Source organism: Tunturiibacter empetritectus (genome assembly GCF_013410875.1).
Lineage (GTDB): Bacteria > Acidobacteriota > Terriglobia > Terriglobales > Acidobacteriaceae > Edaphobacter > Edaphobacter empetritectus.
Genome location: NZ_JACCCU010000002.1, coordinates 272,500 through 288,560 on the forward strand (window position 1 = coordinate 272,500; position 16,061 = coordinate 288,560).

Annotated in this window: 15 protein-coding genes; 13 read left to right on the plus strand and 2 right to left on the minus strand. The window is 60.4% G+C overall.

The annotated features are described in order from the left end of the window. Positions 1–152: 152 nt before the first annotated feature. Together HDF08_RS13300 and HDF08_RS13305 are read left to right on the plus strand one after the other, a co-directional pair. Positions 153–707, plus strand: a complete 555-nt coding sequence (locus HDF08_RS13300) for a PEP-CTERM sorting domain-containing protein (RefSeq protein ID WP_179639159.1) — start codon at positions 153–155, stop codon at positions 705–707. A 206-nt stretch (positions 708–913) separates the two neighbouring features. Next, a complete protein-coding gene (locus HDF08_RS13305; RefSeq protein ID WP_179639160.1) occupies positions 914–1,471 on the plus strand; it encodes a PepSY domain-containing protein in 558 nt (185 codons plus the stop codon). A 25-nt stretch (positions 1,472–1,496) separates the two neighbouring features. On the opposite strand, the gene HDF08_RS13310 is transcribed toward HDF08_RS13305, so the two are convergent. Together HDF08_RS13310 and nadB are read right to left on the minus strand one after the other, a co-directional pair. Then, positions 1,497–1,748 carry a hypothetical protein gene (locus HDF08_RS13310; protein WP_179639161.1) on the minus strand — a complete coding sequence of 84 codons (252 nt, stop codon included), beginning with the start codon at positions 1,746–1,748 and terminating at the stop codon, positions 1,497–1,499. Positions 1,749–1,799: 51 nt separating this feature from the next. Further along, positions 1,800–3,386, minus strand: coding sequence for an L-aspartate oxidase (gene nadB / locus HDF08_RS13315; RefSeq protein WP_179639162.1), 1,587 nt, complete (start codon positions 3,384–3,386; stop codon positions 1,800–1,802). Positions 3,387–3,611: 225 nt separating this feature from the next. Here nadB and aroB point away from each other — a divergent pair, with 225 nt between their 5' ends. The 11 genes from aroB (at position 3,612) to HDF08_RS13370 (ending at position 15,846) form a co-directional block, all read left to right on the plus strand. Then, complete coding sequence (aroB, locus tag HDF08_RS13320) at positions 3,612–4,718, plus strand: 3-dehydroquinate synthase (protein ID WP_179639163.1); 1,107 nt, start codon at positions 3,612–3,614, stop codon at positions 4,716–4,718. A gap of 40 nt (positions 4,719–4,758) precedes the next feature. After that, complete coding sequence (locus HDF08_RS13325) at positions 4,759–5,487, plus strand: DUF6843 domain-containing protein (protein ID WP_179639164.1); 729 nt, start codon at positions 4,759–4,761, stop codon at positions 5,485–5,487. A 62-nt stretch (positions 5,488–5,549) separates the two neighbouring features. Then, a complete protein-coding gene (ubiE, locus tag HDF08_RS13330) occupies positions 5,550–6,323 on the plus strand; it encodes a bifunctional demethylmenaquinone methyltransferase/2-methoxy-6-polyprenyl-1,4-benzoquinol methylase UbiE (protein WP_373563189.1) in 774 nt (257 codons plus the stop codon). A 60-nt stretch (positions 6,324–6,383) separates the two neighbouring features. Next, positions 6,384–6,560, plus strand: coding sequence for a type II toxin-antitoxin system HicA family toxin (locus HDF08_RS22190; RefSeq protein WP_179639165.1), 177 nt, complete (start codon positions 6,384–6,386; stop codon positions 6,558–6,560). Positions 6,561–6,569: 9 nt separating this feature from the next. Then, a complete protein-coding gene (locus HDF08_RS13340) occupies positions 6,570–6,998 on the plus strand; it encodes a type II toxin-antitoxin system HicB family antitoxin (RefSeq protein WP_179639166.1) in 429 nt (142 codons plus the stop codon). Between the two features lie 143 nt (positions 6,999–7,141). Next, positions 7,142–8,524 (plus strand): MFS transporter, encoded by a 1,383-nt coding sequence (locus HDF08_RS13345; RefSeq protein ID WP_179639167.1) that lies wholly within the window; start codon positions 7,142–7,144, stop codon positions 8,522–8,524. Next, positions 8,524–9,978: a cation diffusion facilitator family transporter gene (locus HDF08_RS13350; protein ID WP_179639168.1), complete on the plus strand. Its 1,455-nt coding sequence runs from the start codon at positions 8,524–8,526 to the stop codon at positions 9,976–9,978. The genes HDF08_RS13345 and HDF08_RS13350 overlap by 1 nt, the downstream gene beginning before the upstream one ends. Before the next feature lie 268 nt (positions 9,979–10,246). Continuing rightward, positions 10,247–11,863 (plus strand): Na+/H+ antiporter, encoded by a 1,617-nt coding sequence (locus HDF08_RS13355; RefSeq protein ID WP_257031119.1) that lies wholly within the window; start codon positions 10,247–10,249, stop codon positions 11,861–11,863. An 87-nt stretch (positions 11,864–11,950) separates the two neighbouring features. Next, positions 11,951–12,331, plus strand: a complete 381-nt coding sequence (locus HDF08_RS13360; protein ID WP_179639169.1) for a hypothetical protein — start codon at positions 11,951–11,953, stop codon at positions 12,329–12,331. A gap of 111 nt (positions 12,332–12,442) precedes the next feature. After that, positions 12,443–14,779: a TonB-dependent receptor gene (locus tag HDF08_RS13365; RefSeq protein ID WP_179639170.1), complete on the plus strand. Its 2,337-nt coding sequence runs from the start codon at positions 12,443–12,445 to the stop codon at positions 14,777–14,779. 227 nt (positions 14,780–15,006) lie between these two features. Then, the gene (locus HDF08_RS13370) at positions 15,007–15,846 is read left to right on the plus strand and encodes a PASTA domain-containing protein (RefSeq protein ID WP_179639171.1); all 840 of its coding nucleotides are present in this window, start codon (positions 15,007–15,009) and stop codon (positions 15,844–15,846) included. Positions 15,847–16,061 lie beyond the last annotated feature (215 nt).

Consider the following 16,061-nt stretch of genomic DNA (forward strand, 5'->3'; position numbering starts at 1 on the left):
CGAACTCAAATCCAAGATCCGCCCTCCGCCGTTATGCGAAATCCTGGCAAGTAGTTCAGAAACACCGCTAAAACCAGAGTTTCCTATTTCTTGGCGATAAATAGTCTTTGGCCAGGGACTTGCAATAACCACAGGTATAAGGAGTCACACCTATGAAATCGCCTGCCGCATTTCTCGCTCTGGTTACTCTCGCCCTTATCCCATCCGCCCTTCACGCCGACTCAATCTCCGCAATCATTAATGCCGGTGCCGGTGATCAAATCATTACCCCAATCGTCATCGGTGATGCCGAGGTGTTCAGCTTCACGAAGCTCAGCACAGACATCTTCAGCACCAGTCTCGAAACCTTCACCGCAAGCTACGCAGACGTCTCAGGAGTACTTGGTGTTTTAAACGTTACCGAGGCCTGCGTCGCCGTAACCGTCGTCTTCAACCACGCAGCTCCCTGCCAAAGCCTTGCATTTTCCTTTACCAATGCCACCCTCGGTGACATAACTGTCGGGACCTTTCTCGGCCTCGGCGCCAACGTGGCAGGAGGCGTAGCCGGAGTCAACTTCGACGGCAGCATCGGAGCAGGTTCAGGCTCCTTTGACTTCACCAATCCTTCCTCGAACAGCCCCGTCCCAGAACCCGGCACACTGAGCCTCATGGCCACAGGCCTGCTCGGCGCAGCCGCTACCGTCCGCCGCAAATTCGCGACGGCCTAAAGTGTTTTCCGACAGCAAACCACGTTAGCTCAAGGCAAACTTATGGGCCGTCAAATCTGGCGGCCCGCTTTTTTTCATCCAATCCATCGCCACGCGATCCATCCCCTTTTCCCTCAAAATCGACCAGACAAGACGAATCTTGCTGAAACCCGGATCCAACTAGGACTGAACTTGTCGTATTTCAATTCCTTGTGTAAAAAGACTTAATGTCCTCTTCTCATTCCGCACTGAAGTACACCAGACTTGTCCATCTCTATCTCGGGGTCTTTACTGCACCTGCCCTGCTCTTCTTCGCCTTTACCGGAGCCCTCCAAACCTTCAGCCTCCATGAAACCACGCGCGGCAGCAGCTACAAACCGCCCGCCTGGGCCGTGACGCTGGGCCAGATCCACAAGAAGCAGACCACCGTCGTTCCCGTAAGAAAACTCCCCCCACCAGAGCGATCCCCAGAAAATTCCTCAGCCAAATTACAAGACAAGCCCTCAAACAACAGCGCCGACAAGCAACCCGACAAATCTCAATCTGCCCCCATCACCGGCACGCAGCCGGCGCAAAGCCCATCGCCCCAATCAGCGGACGCACCCGCACCAAAACCACACAACACCTTGCCCCTGAAGATCTTCTTTCTTCTCGTCTCCATCGGTCTCTTTATCTCGACCATCTCTGGCATTTACATGTCCTACAAGTACATCCGCAACAGAGGTCTCATCACAGCGATACTCATCGCCGGTGTCGTCATTCCCATACTTCTAACTATCCTGTAATTACGCCCCTAAAGTCGCAGCCACATCACGGCTCCAACTCCCGTCGTTCGCTGCCATTCCCCCAACGCAGAAGAAACACCAGGACCAGAACCGCAACGATCCCGCCGCCAAACAATCCAGCCATCGCCGCTGCCAGCGCCTCCGGGCCGCCATGGAAGAGTCCATTCTCCCTGACATCCGCAACCTTGCAATAGATCGCCACCGCGACCACGCAAAAACTCAACCCCGCTCCCACAATCGATGCCACCAATCGCGAAAGACCGTGCCCCCGGCTCAAGCCTGAACCTCTATCCGCTTCCAATCTATCCCCAAAACAACCCGCCCCATCTCAAGCAACAAACTCAAGCCTCCCATTCTGCATCACCGAGTGCTTCGCAACCTTATCCCGCAGCGGAAAGTCATTCCGAAAATGTGCTCCCCGGCTCTCCTCGCGCCCCAGCGCCGACGTCACGATCAGCTCCGCCACTACATGCAGATTCCTGGCCTCCACCGCCCGCCGGGTCAGCCCCTTCGGCATAGCCGTCCCCAACGCATCCAACCCACGCTTAGCCTGCTCCAGACCAGCCTTATCCCGCAGCAGCCCGGCGTACTTCCACATCAGATCGCGCAGCTCTTTGATCCATCGCTCCGTCGCAGCCTCCGGCGTCACACCCCCACTGGAAGCCACCACCGAAGCACTTGCATCAAGCTCGGCCAACGACGTCTCCGCAACCATCGTCTCCGCCGCCAGCGGCCCAAACACCAGCCCCTCCAGCAGCGAGTTGCTCGCCAGCCGATTCGCTCCATGCACCCCCGTACAGGCCGCCTCGCCCGCCGCATACAACCCCGGCAGCGTCGTCCTTCCCTGCACATCCGTCTTCACCCCACCCATCAGATAGTGCGCCGCCGGCCGCACCGGAACCAGATCCCTCCCCAACTCCAGCCGATACTTCGCCAGAAACTTCGAGATCCCCGGAAACCGCCTCTGCAAGTCCGTCGCGCCCGGACTCCCAGTCGGATTCAAAGCCACATGCCGCATATCCAGATACACCGGCCCATCCATGCCCTCCCGCGTAATCGCCCGCGCCACCACATCCCGCGGAGCCAGCTCCAGCAGCGGATGATACCGCTCCATAAACCGCTCCCCCTTCGCATTCACCAGGGTAGCGCCCTCGCCCCGCAGCGCCTCACTCAGCAAAAAGCGCGGTGCCCCTGGCTCAATAAACGCCGTCGGATGAAACTGATAGAACTCCATATCGCTCACCGCCGCACCCGCCCGGTAAGCCATCGCAATCCCGTCTCCCGTAGCCACCGCAGGGTTCGTCGTATCGCTATAGACCTGCCCCGCCCCGCCGCTGGCCAGCAACACAGCCCCAGCCCGCACCACCCTCAGGCCACCCTCGCCATCCAGCAGCGTAGCCCCCACCACGCGACCACCCTCCACCAGCAGATCCACACTGGTCGCCCACTCCATCAACTCGATCGAGGGAATCTCCCGCACATGCCGCAGCAGCGACACCGCAATCTCCTTCCCCGTCGCATCTCCATTCGCATGCAGAATCCGCGACAGGCTATGCGCCCCCTCGCGTGTCCGCATCAACTCGCCCTCCACCCCGTTCTTGTCCGTCGGATAGCGATCGAACGCCGTCCCCCACTCCAGCAGCTCCTCCACACGCTTCGGCCCCTTGGTCACCAACACCGCAGCGGCCTCACGATTCACCAGCCCATCGCCAGCCGCCATCGTGTCCTCAAGATGCAGTGCGACATCTTCCTCTCCTCCCATCGCCACCGCGATTCCACCCTGCGCATAAGCTGTATTCGACTCCGCCAGCTCTTCCTTGGTCACCACTAGTACCGTGCTCGTCTCCGCCAACCGAATCGCCGCGCTCAACCCTGCAATCCCTGCCCCTATTACCAAAAAATCAAACCGTTCCATCCTTCAATGCTACTGGAGTTTAGAGGATAGGTCCTGCCGGACGGGCCCGCTACGCGCGGCGCGGGCGTTCGCACGCCTTCTTAAAGCTTCGCGTGGTCCTCCCGTTGGTCGGAATCAGCCTCCCTCGCGCCACGCGAAGCGGTATACAAGTCACGAAGTGACCGCCCCACGCGCAGTGGGCCCGTCCGGCAGGACAAAGAATAGATACGATACGATGAAGAAACCGTGCCCGTAATCCCCGTCAACACGCCCTCGGCTACCTACAACGTCACGATAGCCCCAAACCTCCTCCCCACCCTCCACTCTCGCCTCCGCAAACTAAACCCTGGCAAACCCTTCCGCCCCTTCATCATCACTTCACCCAACATCTGGTCCCTCTGGTCCAAGCCCTTCCTAGCCAGCTTTAAGGAACCTCCAACCGTCCTCTTCCACCCCGCAGGCGAGCGCCACAAGCGCATGGCCAGCGTCGAATCCCTCGCCCAGCAACTCTCCACCGCAGGAGCCGACCGCGACGCCCTCCTCCTCGCCTTCGGTGGCGGCGTCATCGGCGACATCACCGGCTTCCTCGCCGCCATCTATATGCGCGGCATCCGCTACGTGCAAATCCCCACCACGCTCCTCGCCCAGGTCGACTCCTCCATCGGCGGCAAGACCGGCGTCAACCTCGCCACCGGCAAAAACCTCATCGGCAGCTTCCACCACCCACAAGCCGTCTTCGCCGACACCGACCTCCTCCGCACCCTCCCCCCCGCCGAACTCCGCGCCGGCCTCCAGGAGTCCATCAAAGCCGGAGTCATCTACGACGCCAAGCTCTTCCGCTACATGGAACAAAACGCCGAAGCCATCCTGAGCACAAAAAGAAACGCAGACCCAACACCGTTAGCCAAAGTAGTAGCCGCCTCCGTCCGCGTCAAAGCCGAAGTAGTCAGCCAGGACGAAAAAGAGTCCGGCCTCCGCATGATCCTCAACTTCGGCCACACCATCGGCCACGCCATCGAAGCCGCCACCAACTACAAGCAGCTCCTCCACGGCGAAGCCGTAGCCTGGGGCTCCATCGCGGCACTCAGCGTAGCAGTAGCTCGCAACACGATCAGCGAAAAAGACGCCAACCGCATAGCAAACTTAATCCTTCGTTACGGCCCGCTCCCAACCTTCAAAGCTACGGCCGAAAAACTTGTATCCCTAACCAGCCGAGACAAGAAAAACCGCAGCGGCATCCGCTCCTTCATCCTCCCCACCGCCATAGGCAAAGTAGAAATAGTCCGCAACGTAACCGAACCCGAACTCCTAGCCGCCACCAACGCCATGCTCACCCTCATGCGGCAGCGGTAAGTACCGAGGAGAGTTCGACCAAGGAGGCCATACCCCACCCATGGCAGCAGAACAGGTCCGAAATAGATGGTTCTGGGCAATCACAGCAGCGAACGTAGTTGTATGCGTTCTCTTGATCGTGTTCATCTATTTCATTTTGATTGCGCTCGGTGCATTTGCTGCCGGAGTTACAACATGGCCGCTCTTCGTGTTGTTCGCAACGGGGTCTGTTCTTACCGCTATCTCATTGCCCCTCACGAGATCTGTACCGACAAAACGAAAACGACGGTTAGGCTACGCCCTGAACGGCTGCACTCTTGTTATTTATTGCGCGCTTCTCTGTACAGGCGTCAGCATCTGGCTGCACACGACACGGAGATTATTTCTGGTTCCAGCCGGATTTCAGGGAGATCTCTACGTCGTCCATGCTCTCGATCATGGCCAGAAAGTACACAAGAACTATCTTAGGACCACCTATTTGTTCTCGAACGACGGCGTACTTGAGACCCAGGATCCGGCACCCACTGCTTTTTCAGATGAGTATGCTTACGTCTATCCCGATGGTCACTTGAAAAAAATAGGTGATGCGGGACCAAGCACGTTGCCGGATACTCCTGAAAACCGAGCGAACACGACAGAGGTAGTGACTTACTTCGCCCGTTCTCTCACTCCGATTGGGCCAAACGATTGCGCGATGGAGGAAATATCGATCGGCACAAGATCATTCCTGCTATCCAGACGTTTTGATGGCCCTGCTCCAGACAAAACTCATCCCGGAATATGCCACTGATCAATGCTGCTGTGTCATTCAGTGCGAATACACTAACCATTGCGGATAAATAAGATAACCCTGTGAAAATCACCCAACCTGCCGAACACGAACGCTCCACCGGAGCCCGCCCAGCCGGCCTCACCACCGAGCAAGCCGCCGCCACCTCCGTCCAGCAGATGTTCGACACCATCGCACCCGCCTACGACCGCGCCAACCACCTTCTCTCCGCCGGCATCGATCGCACCTGGTGGACCCGCACCGCCCGCCTCTTCCGCCCCATCCTCCAGCACCCCGAAGCCGTCACCCTCGATCTCTGCTGCGGCACCGGCGACATGACCATGGCCCTCCTCAAACATCGCCCCACCACCCCAGGCGCAGCCCCCATCCTCGCCGTAGACTTCTCCCACCAGATGCTCGCCCTTGGCATCAAAAAATTCGGCGCGCACAATGTAACCCCAATCGAAGCCGACGCCCTCCACCTCCCCATAGCCGACGCCTCCGTCGACCTCGTCACCTCCGCCTTCGGCTTCCGCAACCTCGCCAACTACCACGAAGGCCTCACCGAGATCCTTCGCGTCCTGCGCCCCGGCGGCCAGCTCGGCATCCTCGAGTGCAACCAGCCCGAAGGCCTCACCGGTGCCCTCTACAACATCTACTTCAAGTCCATTCTGCCCCGTCTCGGCGGGCTCATCACCGGCAACGAGCGCGCCTACAGTTACCTCAACGCCTCGGTCGAGCGCTTCCCCCGCCCCCCCCGCATGTTGCAGCTCCTCAAAGCCGCCGGCTTCATTGACACGACCTGGACCAGCTACACCTTCGGCGTCGTCGGCCTCTACCACGCCACCAAGCCCTAACAATTGAAAGCCGACAATCCTACTTGCCAATATAAGCAAAATTGTTTACTCTAAGCATTCATGAAGAGTAGTGAGTTCAAGCGTTGGCTCTCAGATCAAGGAGCATCCTTCAAGCCAGGAAAAGGGTCCCATCTTAAGGTCACGCTGAACGGAAAGCAATCTGTTCTTCCGATGCACAACAAAGAACTCGGCACCGGTCTAGTTGCTGCAATCAAGAAGCAGTTGGGTCTCAAATAGGAGGGGAGCATGCGATATCCAATCAAACTGAAGCAGGATGGAAAGTTCTTTCTCGTGACCTTTCCTGATATTCCCGAAGCGATCACGCAGGGCGAAGGAGAAGAGCAGGCGCTCCATGCCGCAAAAGAAGCTTTGGAGACAGCGCTGGACTTCTATTTCGAAGAAAACCGCATCGTTCCAAGCCCTTCCCTGCTTAAGCGCAAACAGCGATACGTGGAATTGCCCGTCAGTCTCGCGGCGAAGGTGCTTCTGCTAAACGAAATGCTGCGGCAAAAAGTAAGACCGGCGGAACTGGCAAGAAGGCTGCATACGACGCCTCAGGAGATAAACCGGCTTACCAATATCCGTCACACGTCCAAGATTGACGGCATTGCAGACGCGATGAAGGCACTCGGCAAAACACTCCAGATCAGCGCTGCAAACGACTTGGCCGCCTAAACCTCCCGGCAAGTCATCGTTCGACTACCAAAGAAAAGACAGTACGGATTCAATCGACACTTCAGCAGTTAGCTCGATATAACTCTTTTTTTACGTTGTTCGTTCGGCCTTGCTTCAACTTCGCTCAATGAGACGAAATTCCAATGGCCTCGACGCAGCCCCCCATCCTCGACGGGCCTTTAGTCTCCCCTGACGCAGCCATCGGCGCATCCGCCATGCGCAAAGCCACCGGCCATCTCATCCCTCTCATCGCCCTCGGCTACGGCGCAGCCTATATGGACCGCATCAACATCAGCTTCGCAGCCCTTCAGATGAACCGCGACCTTCACTTCAGCGCCACAGTCTATGGCTTCGGCGCGGGTCTCTTCTTTCTCAGTTATGCTGCCTGCGAGATCCCCTCAAACCTCCTCCTCTACCGCTTCGGAGCACGTCGCTGGCTGGCCCGCATCATGGTCACCTGGGGAATCCTTGCCATGGCCATGCTCTTCGTCCGCACCCCCTGGCAGTTCTACACCGCACGCTTCTTCCTCGGAGTCGCCGAAGCCGGCTTCTTCCCCGGAGTCATCTTCTATCTCACGCAGTGGTTCCCACAGGAGCTGCGCGCCCGCGCCATCAGCCGCTTCTACATCTCCCTGCCGCTCAGCTCCGTCTTCATGGGTCTCCTCGCCGGCGCACTCCTCAACCTCGACGGGCGCCTCGGCCTTCGCGGCTGGCAATGGCTCTTCCTCGTCGAAGGCATCCCTCCCATCCTGCTAGGCATCGTCTTCCTCTACCTCCTCCCCGACGGCCCCCTGCAGGCCAGGTGGCTCACCGAAGACGAGCGCGCATGGATCATCCACCACGTCCACAACGATCCCTCTCTAAGCGGCCAGCGCAGCCACAATCTAAGCGCAGCCCTCCTCGATCCACGCGTCTGGCAGCTTGGCCTCTTCATGTTGCTTATGCTTGCCTCCTCCTACGCCTACACCTTTGTCGCTCCCGACGTCATCCAGCGAGCGACCCACCTCAGCACGTCAAAGGTCGGCTACCTCATCGCAGCCCTCAGCCTCCTCGGTGCAGCCGCCATGCTGATCAACGGCATCTACTCCGACCGAGTTCAGCGCCGAACGCCACACAGCATCTATCCCCGCTACATGCACATCATCCCCTGGGCCTTCCTCATCTCGGCCGGCTTCTTCGCCTGCGGCCTCTCAACCAATCCCATCAACGTCGTCGTCGCCATCGGCGCCATCATCATCGCCTACAACGCCATGCAGGGTCCCCTCTGGTCTCTTCCTGGAAGCTTCTTTCAAGGGCGATCCGCAGCCGCCGGCATCGCAACCCTCAACATGATCGGCATGATCGGCGGCTTTCTCGGCCCTTACTTTGTAGGCTTCGCCAAAGATCTCACCGGAGACTACCAACGCGGCCTCCTCCTCATGAGCATCCCCATGCTCCTCGGCGCCTTCATCATGTTTTATCTCCGCGCCCAAACGCGCCTCCGAAGCCAAACCCTCAGCCCCGAAAACCCTGTACCATCTTCCTGATGAGCACAACGGCCCAGCCCGAACAAGCCGCCACCCCACACAGCGCCAAGCGCTCCGCCGCGCTCTTCTCCGTCCTCGCCGCCTTCGCCGTCACCCTCCTCAAGCTCCTCACCGGCCTGCTCACCGGCTCCCTCGGCATGCTCTCCGAGGCCGCCCACTCCGGCATCGACCTCATCGCCGCCGCCATCACCCTCTTCTCCGTCCAGGTCTCCGACCGCCCCGCCGACGCCGACCACACCTACGGCCACGGAAAAATCGAAAGCCTCTCCGCCGCAATCGAGTCCGTCCTCATGCTCGGCTCCTGCGTCTGGATCCTTACCGAAGCCGTTCGCCGCATCGCCCATCGCGAACACCTAGCGCTCAAGTTCTCAATCTGGCCCTTCGTTGTCCTTCTCCTCTCTATCACCGTCGACTACACCCGCTCCGGCAAGCTCAAAAAAATCGCAGACGAAACAAAAAGTGAAGCGCTCGAAGCCGACGCCATCCACTTCCGCACCGACATCTGGTCCTCCATCGCCGTCCTCCTCGGCCTCACCGCCAGCTACATCGGCGAGCGCTTCCACATCACCCAGCTAGAACTAGCCGACCCCATCGCCGCCATCCTCGTCTCCGGCATCATCCTCCATGTCACCTGGAACCTCGCCCGCCGCACCATCGACGCCCTCACCGACGCCACCCCCATCGAAACCCGCGCCCAGACCCGCGACATGACCCGCGATATCGCCGCCATCAACGGCGTCCTCTCCGTCGACCGCATCCGCACCCGCCGCGCCGGTCCTAACTACTTCGCCGACCTCACCCTCGGCCTCCCCCGCAACCTCACCTTCCAGCGCTCCGAGCAGATCACCATGGCCGCTACCGCCGCCGTCCGCCGCCATCTCCCCGGTGCCGACGTCGTCGTCCACTCCATCCCGACAGCCTCCCTCGCCGAAAGCCTCCACGACCGCATCCGCGCCGTAGCCGCACGTTCCAACCTCGCCATTCACGACGTTGCCGTGCAGGAGTACAACCACGAGCTCCACGTCGAGCAGCACCTCGAAGTCGACGAAAAGATGTCCCTCAGCGCCGCTCACGCCCTCGTCACCCAACTCGAGTCCGACATCCGCCGCGAGATCCCGGAGATCTCCACCATCCTCACCCACATCGAAAGCGAGCCCGCCACCATCGAGCGCCCCGCCTCCCTCGAGCGCGACCGCCAGCTCGAAGTCCGTCTCCGCCGCGCCGCCCAGGCCTTTCCCGAGATCCTCGACATCCACGAAGTCTTCGTAACCCGCGCCCACAACACAGGAGTCGACCGCATCCAGGTCAACTGCCACTGCACCCTGCCCGACGACCTCCCCATGTCGAAGGTCCACGAGATCATTACCGCCCTCGAGAACGCCTTCAAACTAGACTGCCCCGAAGTCTCCCGCCTCCTCATCCACCCCGAGCCCGCCACCGACAACCGCCGCTGACCCGACTCTCCAATCTTCTTCCAACCGGGTTAACCAAATGAGTGACGTTATCGCACCTTCGTCTTAATTTTCTCTCTACCCACTTGAACAACGCCTCAGTTGGTGTAGAGTCGCTTTCGCTCTTTTGTTTGTCATTCCCGAAGGGAATCTGCGTTTGCAGTTTCTGCACCGTCAGGCGAATTACCATAAGCGCGAGATAATGGCCCATGCCCTCCCTTCCCATCGCGATTAGCAGATCGACAGCACCTCGCATTCGAGAGCTCGCTCGATGATGGGTTCCGGAGTGCATGCCGTACAAGCGGTCTTCCTTCTCCTTCTAGTCTTCGTAGCCGTCTTTGCCGGGCTGGCCCGAAGACTCAAAGTACCGTATCCGATCCTGCTCGTCATCGCGGGCCTGCTCTTGAGCTTTCTACCCGGCATGCCGCGCATCGGCCTCGATCCCGACCTGGTCTTTCTCGTCTTCCTTCCTCCCCTGCTTTACTCCGCGGCATGGACCCTGTCATGGAGAGAGTTCCAGCGCAACTTTGTCAGCATCGCCATGCTCGCCGTCGGCCTGGTGCTGTTCACCATCGTAGGGCTCGCAGTGGTCGCGGGTTCTCTCCTGCCTGGATTCGACTGGAAGTCCGCCGTGCTGCTTGGTGCGGTTGTCGCGGCCACTGACGCCATCGCAGCCACATCGATCGCACGAAGAGTGGGCCTTCCGCAACGAATCGTCGACATCCTCGAAGCCGAAAGCCTCGTCAACGACGGCACCGGACTCCTCGCCCTGCAATTCGGCCTCACCATGCTGGTCACAGGCAGAACGCCATCAGTCATCGAAGGACTCGGTCAACTCGTCTTCCTGACCTGCGGTGGAGTAGCCGTGGGCCTGGCCATCGGAGCTGTCGTAGCGTGGTTTGAAAGATGGGTCGACGATGGCCCGATCGAGATCGTCATCAGCATCCTGGCACCCTACGGAGCTTACCTCCTGGGCGCCCGCATGCAGGTCTCCGGTGTCATGGCTGTCATCGCCTGCAGCATGTACATGAGCCGCAAAAGCCCCGAGTACATGTCGCCCCAGGTCCGCCTGCAGACAACCGCTGTCTGGGATGCGCTGACCTTCATCCTCAACGGCATCGTCTTCGTTCTCATCGGACTTCAGCTCCCCTATGTTGTCGGGCAGATCGTCGGCATGAGCCGCCCGGTTCTCCTTGAATATGGAATCGGCTTCTCTGCCCTGATGATCTGTCTGCGCATAGCCTGGGTCTTCGCGGAGACCTACGTCGCCTACGCGCTCCGGCGATGGGTCCGAAAGTTGGACGTAAAACCACCGCAGCCTCGGCAGGTGTTTGTCATCGGGTGGGGCGGCATGCGCGGCGTGCTGTCGCTCGCAGCAGCCATCTCACTTCCCTACGCGCTTCCCGGAGGCAGAACCTTCTCGCAGCGCAGCATGATCATCTATCTGGCGTTCTGCCTGATCGTAGCCACGCTGGTGGTGCAGGGCTTGACGCTGCCCTGGCTGATTCGAATCATGGGCCTCTCCGAGTCGGGGCATACAAACCGCGAAGAACAAGAGGCTCGACGTGTCCTCGCGACGGAAGCAATCATGCATCTGCATCGCACCAGATCGAAGAATCGAGACCAATCCCCACTCTTTCAGGAGCTGATCGATCGATACCAGCAACGACTTGACGCCATGCCCCTCGAACGCGAGCGGTCGGCGACCGGGCTTATCCATCAGGCTCGACGAAACGACGCAATTCTGACCGCGCTGCAGGCCGAACGCGAAGCGTTGATCAGACTGCGAGATGAGGAGCAGATCGACGATGAAGTCCTGCGCACCCTGCAGCGAGAGCTCGATCTGGCCGAGAGCCGCGTACATACCGGCTCGATGATCCATCCCTGAGACTCTCATCCCCTCTTGAACATGCACTCTCATCAAAGAGACCCATCCCATGACACTGCGCTGACAAACCTCCGCTACAATGAAACCGTGCGACGCTTAATCGGCATCACGCTCTTACTCCTCTTCAGCTCCCCGCTGATCTCGCCGCTACTGGCTCTTACCGCCGGCAGCCAAGCGAATCTGCCGGCCTGTTGCAGACGGAACGGCGCACATCACTGCATGAGGAACATGCAGCAAGCGGAGTCCTCAAGCTCAGGGATCAATGTCTCCACGATCCCGCAGAAGTGCCCGTCCTATCCAGCCGCGGTCACCTCAATCCAGCACGGAGATCTCTCGTCCCACGCTGCCTCCCTCCTCTTTGCAGAGATCGTCAGCCAGCCCTCCGTCACAACCCAGACTGAAGCCCGCGCCCGCATGGCTCTCGATCGCTCCCGCCAAAAACGCGGCCCTCCCTTCTTCATCCTCTAAGCGACCCGACCAGCAGCCGACATAACCTCTCGCCATTCGCGAGGGCACGTCGCTCTGCCGTCCCGTTACGCAGTCTGAACTCCGTCAGCGTCTCTGACGAGGAAAAATCCTATGCGCAAGCTCGCTCTACTCTGCCTCCTGTCATTTCTCAGCGCCATCACAGCCCGAGCCACCATCTTCAGCCAGCTCCACGGCGTCGTCCACGATCCCCAGCATCGCCCCATCGCTAACGCTCACATCGAACTCCACGCCACCAACTCCGCCTTCACCAGATCCACCACCACCGCGCAGGACGGCTCCTTCACCCTCCCCTCTCTCCCACTAGGCGACTACACCATCACCATCTCCCAACCAGGCTTCGACCCCGCAAGACAATCCCTCACGCTAGCCTCCGACACTGCGCCCATCCTCCATATCGAGCTCCAAATCGGCACCATCGAACAAACCACCAGCGTCACTACCGACCTCAACACCGCCAACGTCAACACCGTAACCCCCACCACCCTCATCAGCCGCGACGACATCGCGCAAACCCCCGGCGCCGACCGCACCAACAGCATGGCCATGATCACCAACTACGTCCCCGGCGCCTACATGACCCACGACATGCTCCACATGCGCGGCGGCCACCAGGTCTCGTGGCTCCTCGACGGCGTCCAGATCCCCAACACCAACATCGCCTCCAACCTCGGCGCGCAGATCGACCCTAAGGACATCGACTACATCGAAGTCCAGCGTGGCAGCTACACCTCCGACGTCGGCGACCGCACCTACGGCGTCTTCAACGTCGTCCCCCGCACTGGCTTCGAGCGCAATCGTCAGGCCGAACTCATCCTCTCCGGCGGCAGCTTCCTCCAGACCAACGACCAGCTCAACTTCGGCGACCACACCGAAAAGTTCGCCTACTACGCCAGCCTCACCGGCAACCGCAGCGACTACGGTCTCTCCCCACCCACAGGAGTCGTCATCCACGACGCCGCCAACGGCTACGGCGGCTTCGCATCCTTCCTCTACAACCGCATGCCCAAAGACCAACTCCGCCTCATCACCCAGCTCCGCGCCGATTACTTCCAGATCCCCTACGATCCCGACCCCGACAGCCCCGGCAACCAGCAGTTTCAATCCAGCGGCCTGCGCGATGGCCAGCACGAGCTTGACGGCACCGTAGCCTTCTCCTGGCTTCACACCTTCAACCCCGCGACAGTCCTCCAGGTCTCACCCTTCTTCCACTACAACCGCGCCGACTACGAATCCAACCCCAACGACATCCCCGTAGCCACCACCTCCGATCGCAGCTCCACCTACGCCGGCGCACAAGCCAGCATCACCACCGAAGTCTTTCCCAGCAAGCCCACCCGCAACACCCTCCAAGCCGGCCTCTACTCCTTCGGCCAGCACGACAACTATCTCTTCGGCGCCATCTTCAACGACGGCACCAACACCCCTGCCTTCCGCACACCAGACTCAGCCTCAGGCGGAGTCATCGAAGCCTACCTCACCGACAACTACAAACCCACCTCCTGGCTCACCCTCATCGCCGGCCTCCGCCAAACCCACTTCCAAGCCGCGTTCACCGAGAACTACACCGCCCCCCGCTTCGGCGTAGCCCTCCGCATCCCCAAACTCAACTGGGTCTTCCGCGGCTTCTACGGCCGCTTCTACCAGCCTCCTCCGCTACTCACCTTCGGCTGCACCGCAGCAGCCATCGCCGACGGCACCTGCAGCCTGCAAAACTTCGCCCTCAGCTCCGGCACCAGCTTCGCCCCACTCCACGGCGAGCGCGACGAAGAGCATCAGTTCGGCGTGCAAATCCCCCTCCGCGGCTGGCTCCTCGACGCCGACACCTTCAAGACCCGCATCAACAACTTCCTCGACCACTCCAACATTGGCGACTCCAGCATCTACTTCCCCGTCACCGTCGACGGCGCCCTCGTCCGCGCATGGGAGCTCAGCCTCCGCAGCCCTCGTCTCTGGAACACCGGCCAGTTCCACCTCGCCTACTCCAACCAGATCGCCGAGCAGCGCGGAGCCATCACCGGCGGCCTCATCTGCTCTCCTCCCACCTCCGCCGAGTGCGACGTCGACCCCGCCTACACCCCCGTCGATCACGACCAGCGCAACACCCTCAACGTCGGCTTCAACGCCACTCTTCCCTTCCACACCACCGCCTCCACCAACCTGTACTACGGCTCCGGCTTCGTCAACGGCGGCTTCAATCCCGACGGCCCGCCTGCAGACCCACGCTACCCCAACCCATACCTGCCCCAGCACACCACCTTCGACCTCTCCATCGGCAAGTCCTTCACCGAAAAACTAACTGCCTCCGTCACTGCAACCAACGTAGCCAACCGTCGCGTCCTGCTCGACAATAGCCTCACCTTCGGCGGCTTCCACTACAACGACCCGCGCGAAATCTTCGCCGAACTCCGCTACCGCTTCAAATACTGAGAGAAGATATGTCCTGCCTGACGGACCCACTACGCGTGGGGCGGTCACTTCGTGACGCGTATACCGGTCGTGCCGCCGTCATCAACCAAAGTCCTCCCGCTGGTCGGCCCGAGCATCGCGAGGACCCAAGCCGCTCATCCCACCAGGACAAGGTACACAAGTCACGAAGTGACCGCTGCCCGCGCAGGGCGCCCGTCCGGCAGGACAAAGATATACTCAAAAAACGCATGAAGCTCCGAATCCCCAGAAAAGTCACCCGAAGCATCAACCGCTTCTTCAACATCGTCCTGGGAGCCCTCGCGATGCTCACCGTCGCGCTCGTCTCCGCCTTCATCACCATGCGCCTCGCCATCCACGGCCACGAGGTCAAAGTCCCCGACCTCACCAGCCTCACCCTCTCCGAAGCCAGCCAGAAGACCCGCTCCCTCGGCCTCGTCCTCAGCCTCGAAAACCGCTTCTACTCCCCAAACACCCCACCCGGCCGCGTCCTCGCCCAATCCCCCGCCCCCGGCCTCACCGTTCGTCGCGAGTGGCCCGTCCGCATCACCGAAAGCCTCGGCGCCCAGCAAGTCGCCATCCCCGACCTCCTCAACCAAACCGAGCGCACCGCCACCATCAACATCCGCCGCCTCGGCCTCGAACTAGGCGCCGTCGCCCACATCCCATCCGCCGGAGAACCCGGCACCGTCATCGCCCAAACCCCCAACCCCAACGCCATCGGCGTCGACCGCCCCCGCGTCAGCCTCCTTCTCAGCGACCCCGAAACCGCAACCTCCGCCGAAGCCTTCGTCATGCCCTCCCTCGCCGGCCTCACACTCACCGCCGCCGCCGCAAGAGCAGCATCCGCCGGCCTCCACATCGCCAGCGCCGAAGACCTCAACCTAAACTCAGCCTCAGCAGAAGCCGCCCCACTCACGCCGCAATCCCCACCCAGCGCCACCACGCCATCTTTCACCGAGCCCATAGCCCACACCGTCTCCTCCATCGGCACCGTCATAGCGCAAACCCCGCCCGCCGGCCACCGCGTCGTCAAAGGCGACCCAGTCCACATCACCCTCACCGACTAATCATTCTGCTGCGCGAAACACGCATCACAGTTTTTTAGAGAACTCCTGATCAAGTCCTGCTTTTGAAAGGGCTGGACTTTAGTCCCGCCGCCAGTCTAACCACAGCAGCGCGACTTTAGTCGCTGGGGGAATGCTGGATACTTAATCAGAATTTCCTTGGAGCAAAAGTAGTAGTTGGGTGAGTCTGCCGTGCCTCTTATTTGTCATTCCCGAAG

What these genes read in the sequence shown, in the direction of transcription:
- HDF08_RS13305 (WP_179639160.1), top strand. Translation starts at nt 914, where the DNA reads ATGTCCTCTTCTCATTCCGCACTGAAGTACACCAGACTTGTCCATCTC.
- nadB (WP_179639162.1), bottom strand. Translation starts at nt 3,386, where the DNA reads ATGGAACGGTTTGATTTTTTGGTAATAGGGGCAGGGATTGCAGGGTTG.
- HDF08_RS13340 (WP_179639166.1), top strand. Translation starts at nt 6,570, where the DNA reads ATGCGATATCCAATCAAACTGAAGCAGGATGGAAAGTTCTTTCTCGTG.
- HDF08_RS13325 (WP_179639164.1), top strand. Translation starts at nt 4,759, where the DNA reads ATGGCAGCAGAACAGGTCCGAAATAGATGGTTCTGGGCAATCACAGCA.
- HDF08_RS13300 (WP_179639159.1), top strand. Translation starts at nt 153, where the DNA reads ATGAAATCGCCTGCCGCATTTCTCGCTCTGGTTACTCTCGCCCTTATC.
- HDF08_RS13370 (WP_179639171.1), top strand. Translation starts at nt 15,007, where the DNA reads ATGAAGCTCCGAATCCCCAGAAAAGTCACCCGAAGCATCAACCGCTTC.
- HDF08_RS22190 (WP_179639165.1), top strand. Translation starts at nt 6,384, where the DNA reads ATGAAGAGTAGTGAGTTCAAGCGTTGGCTCTCAGATCAAGGAGCATCC.
- HDF08_RS13345 (WP_179639167.1), top strand. Translation starts at nt 7,142, where the DNA reads ATGGCCTCGACGCAGCCCCCCATCCTCGACGGGCCTTTAGTCTCCCCT.
- HDF08_RS13365 (WP_179639170.1), top strand. Translation starts at nt 12,443, where the DNA reads ATGCGCAAGCTCGCTCTACTCTGCCTCCTGTCATTTCTCAGCGCCATC.
- HDF08_RS13350 (WP_179639168.1), top strand. Translation starts at nt 8,524, where the DNA reads ATGAGCACAACGGCCCAGCCCGAACAAGCCGCCACCCCACACAGCGCC.
- HDF08_RS13355 (WP_257031119.1), top strand. Translation starts at nt 10,247, where the DNA reads ATGATGGGTTCCGGAGTGCATGCCGTACAAGCGGTCTTCCTTCTCCTT.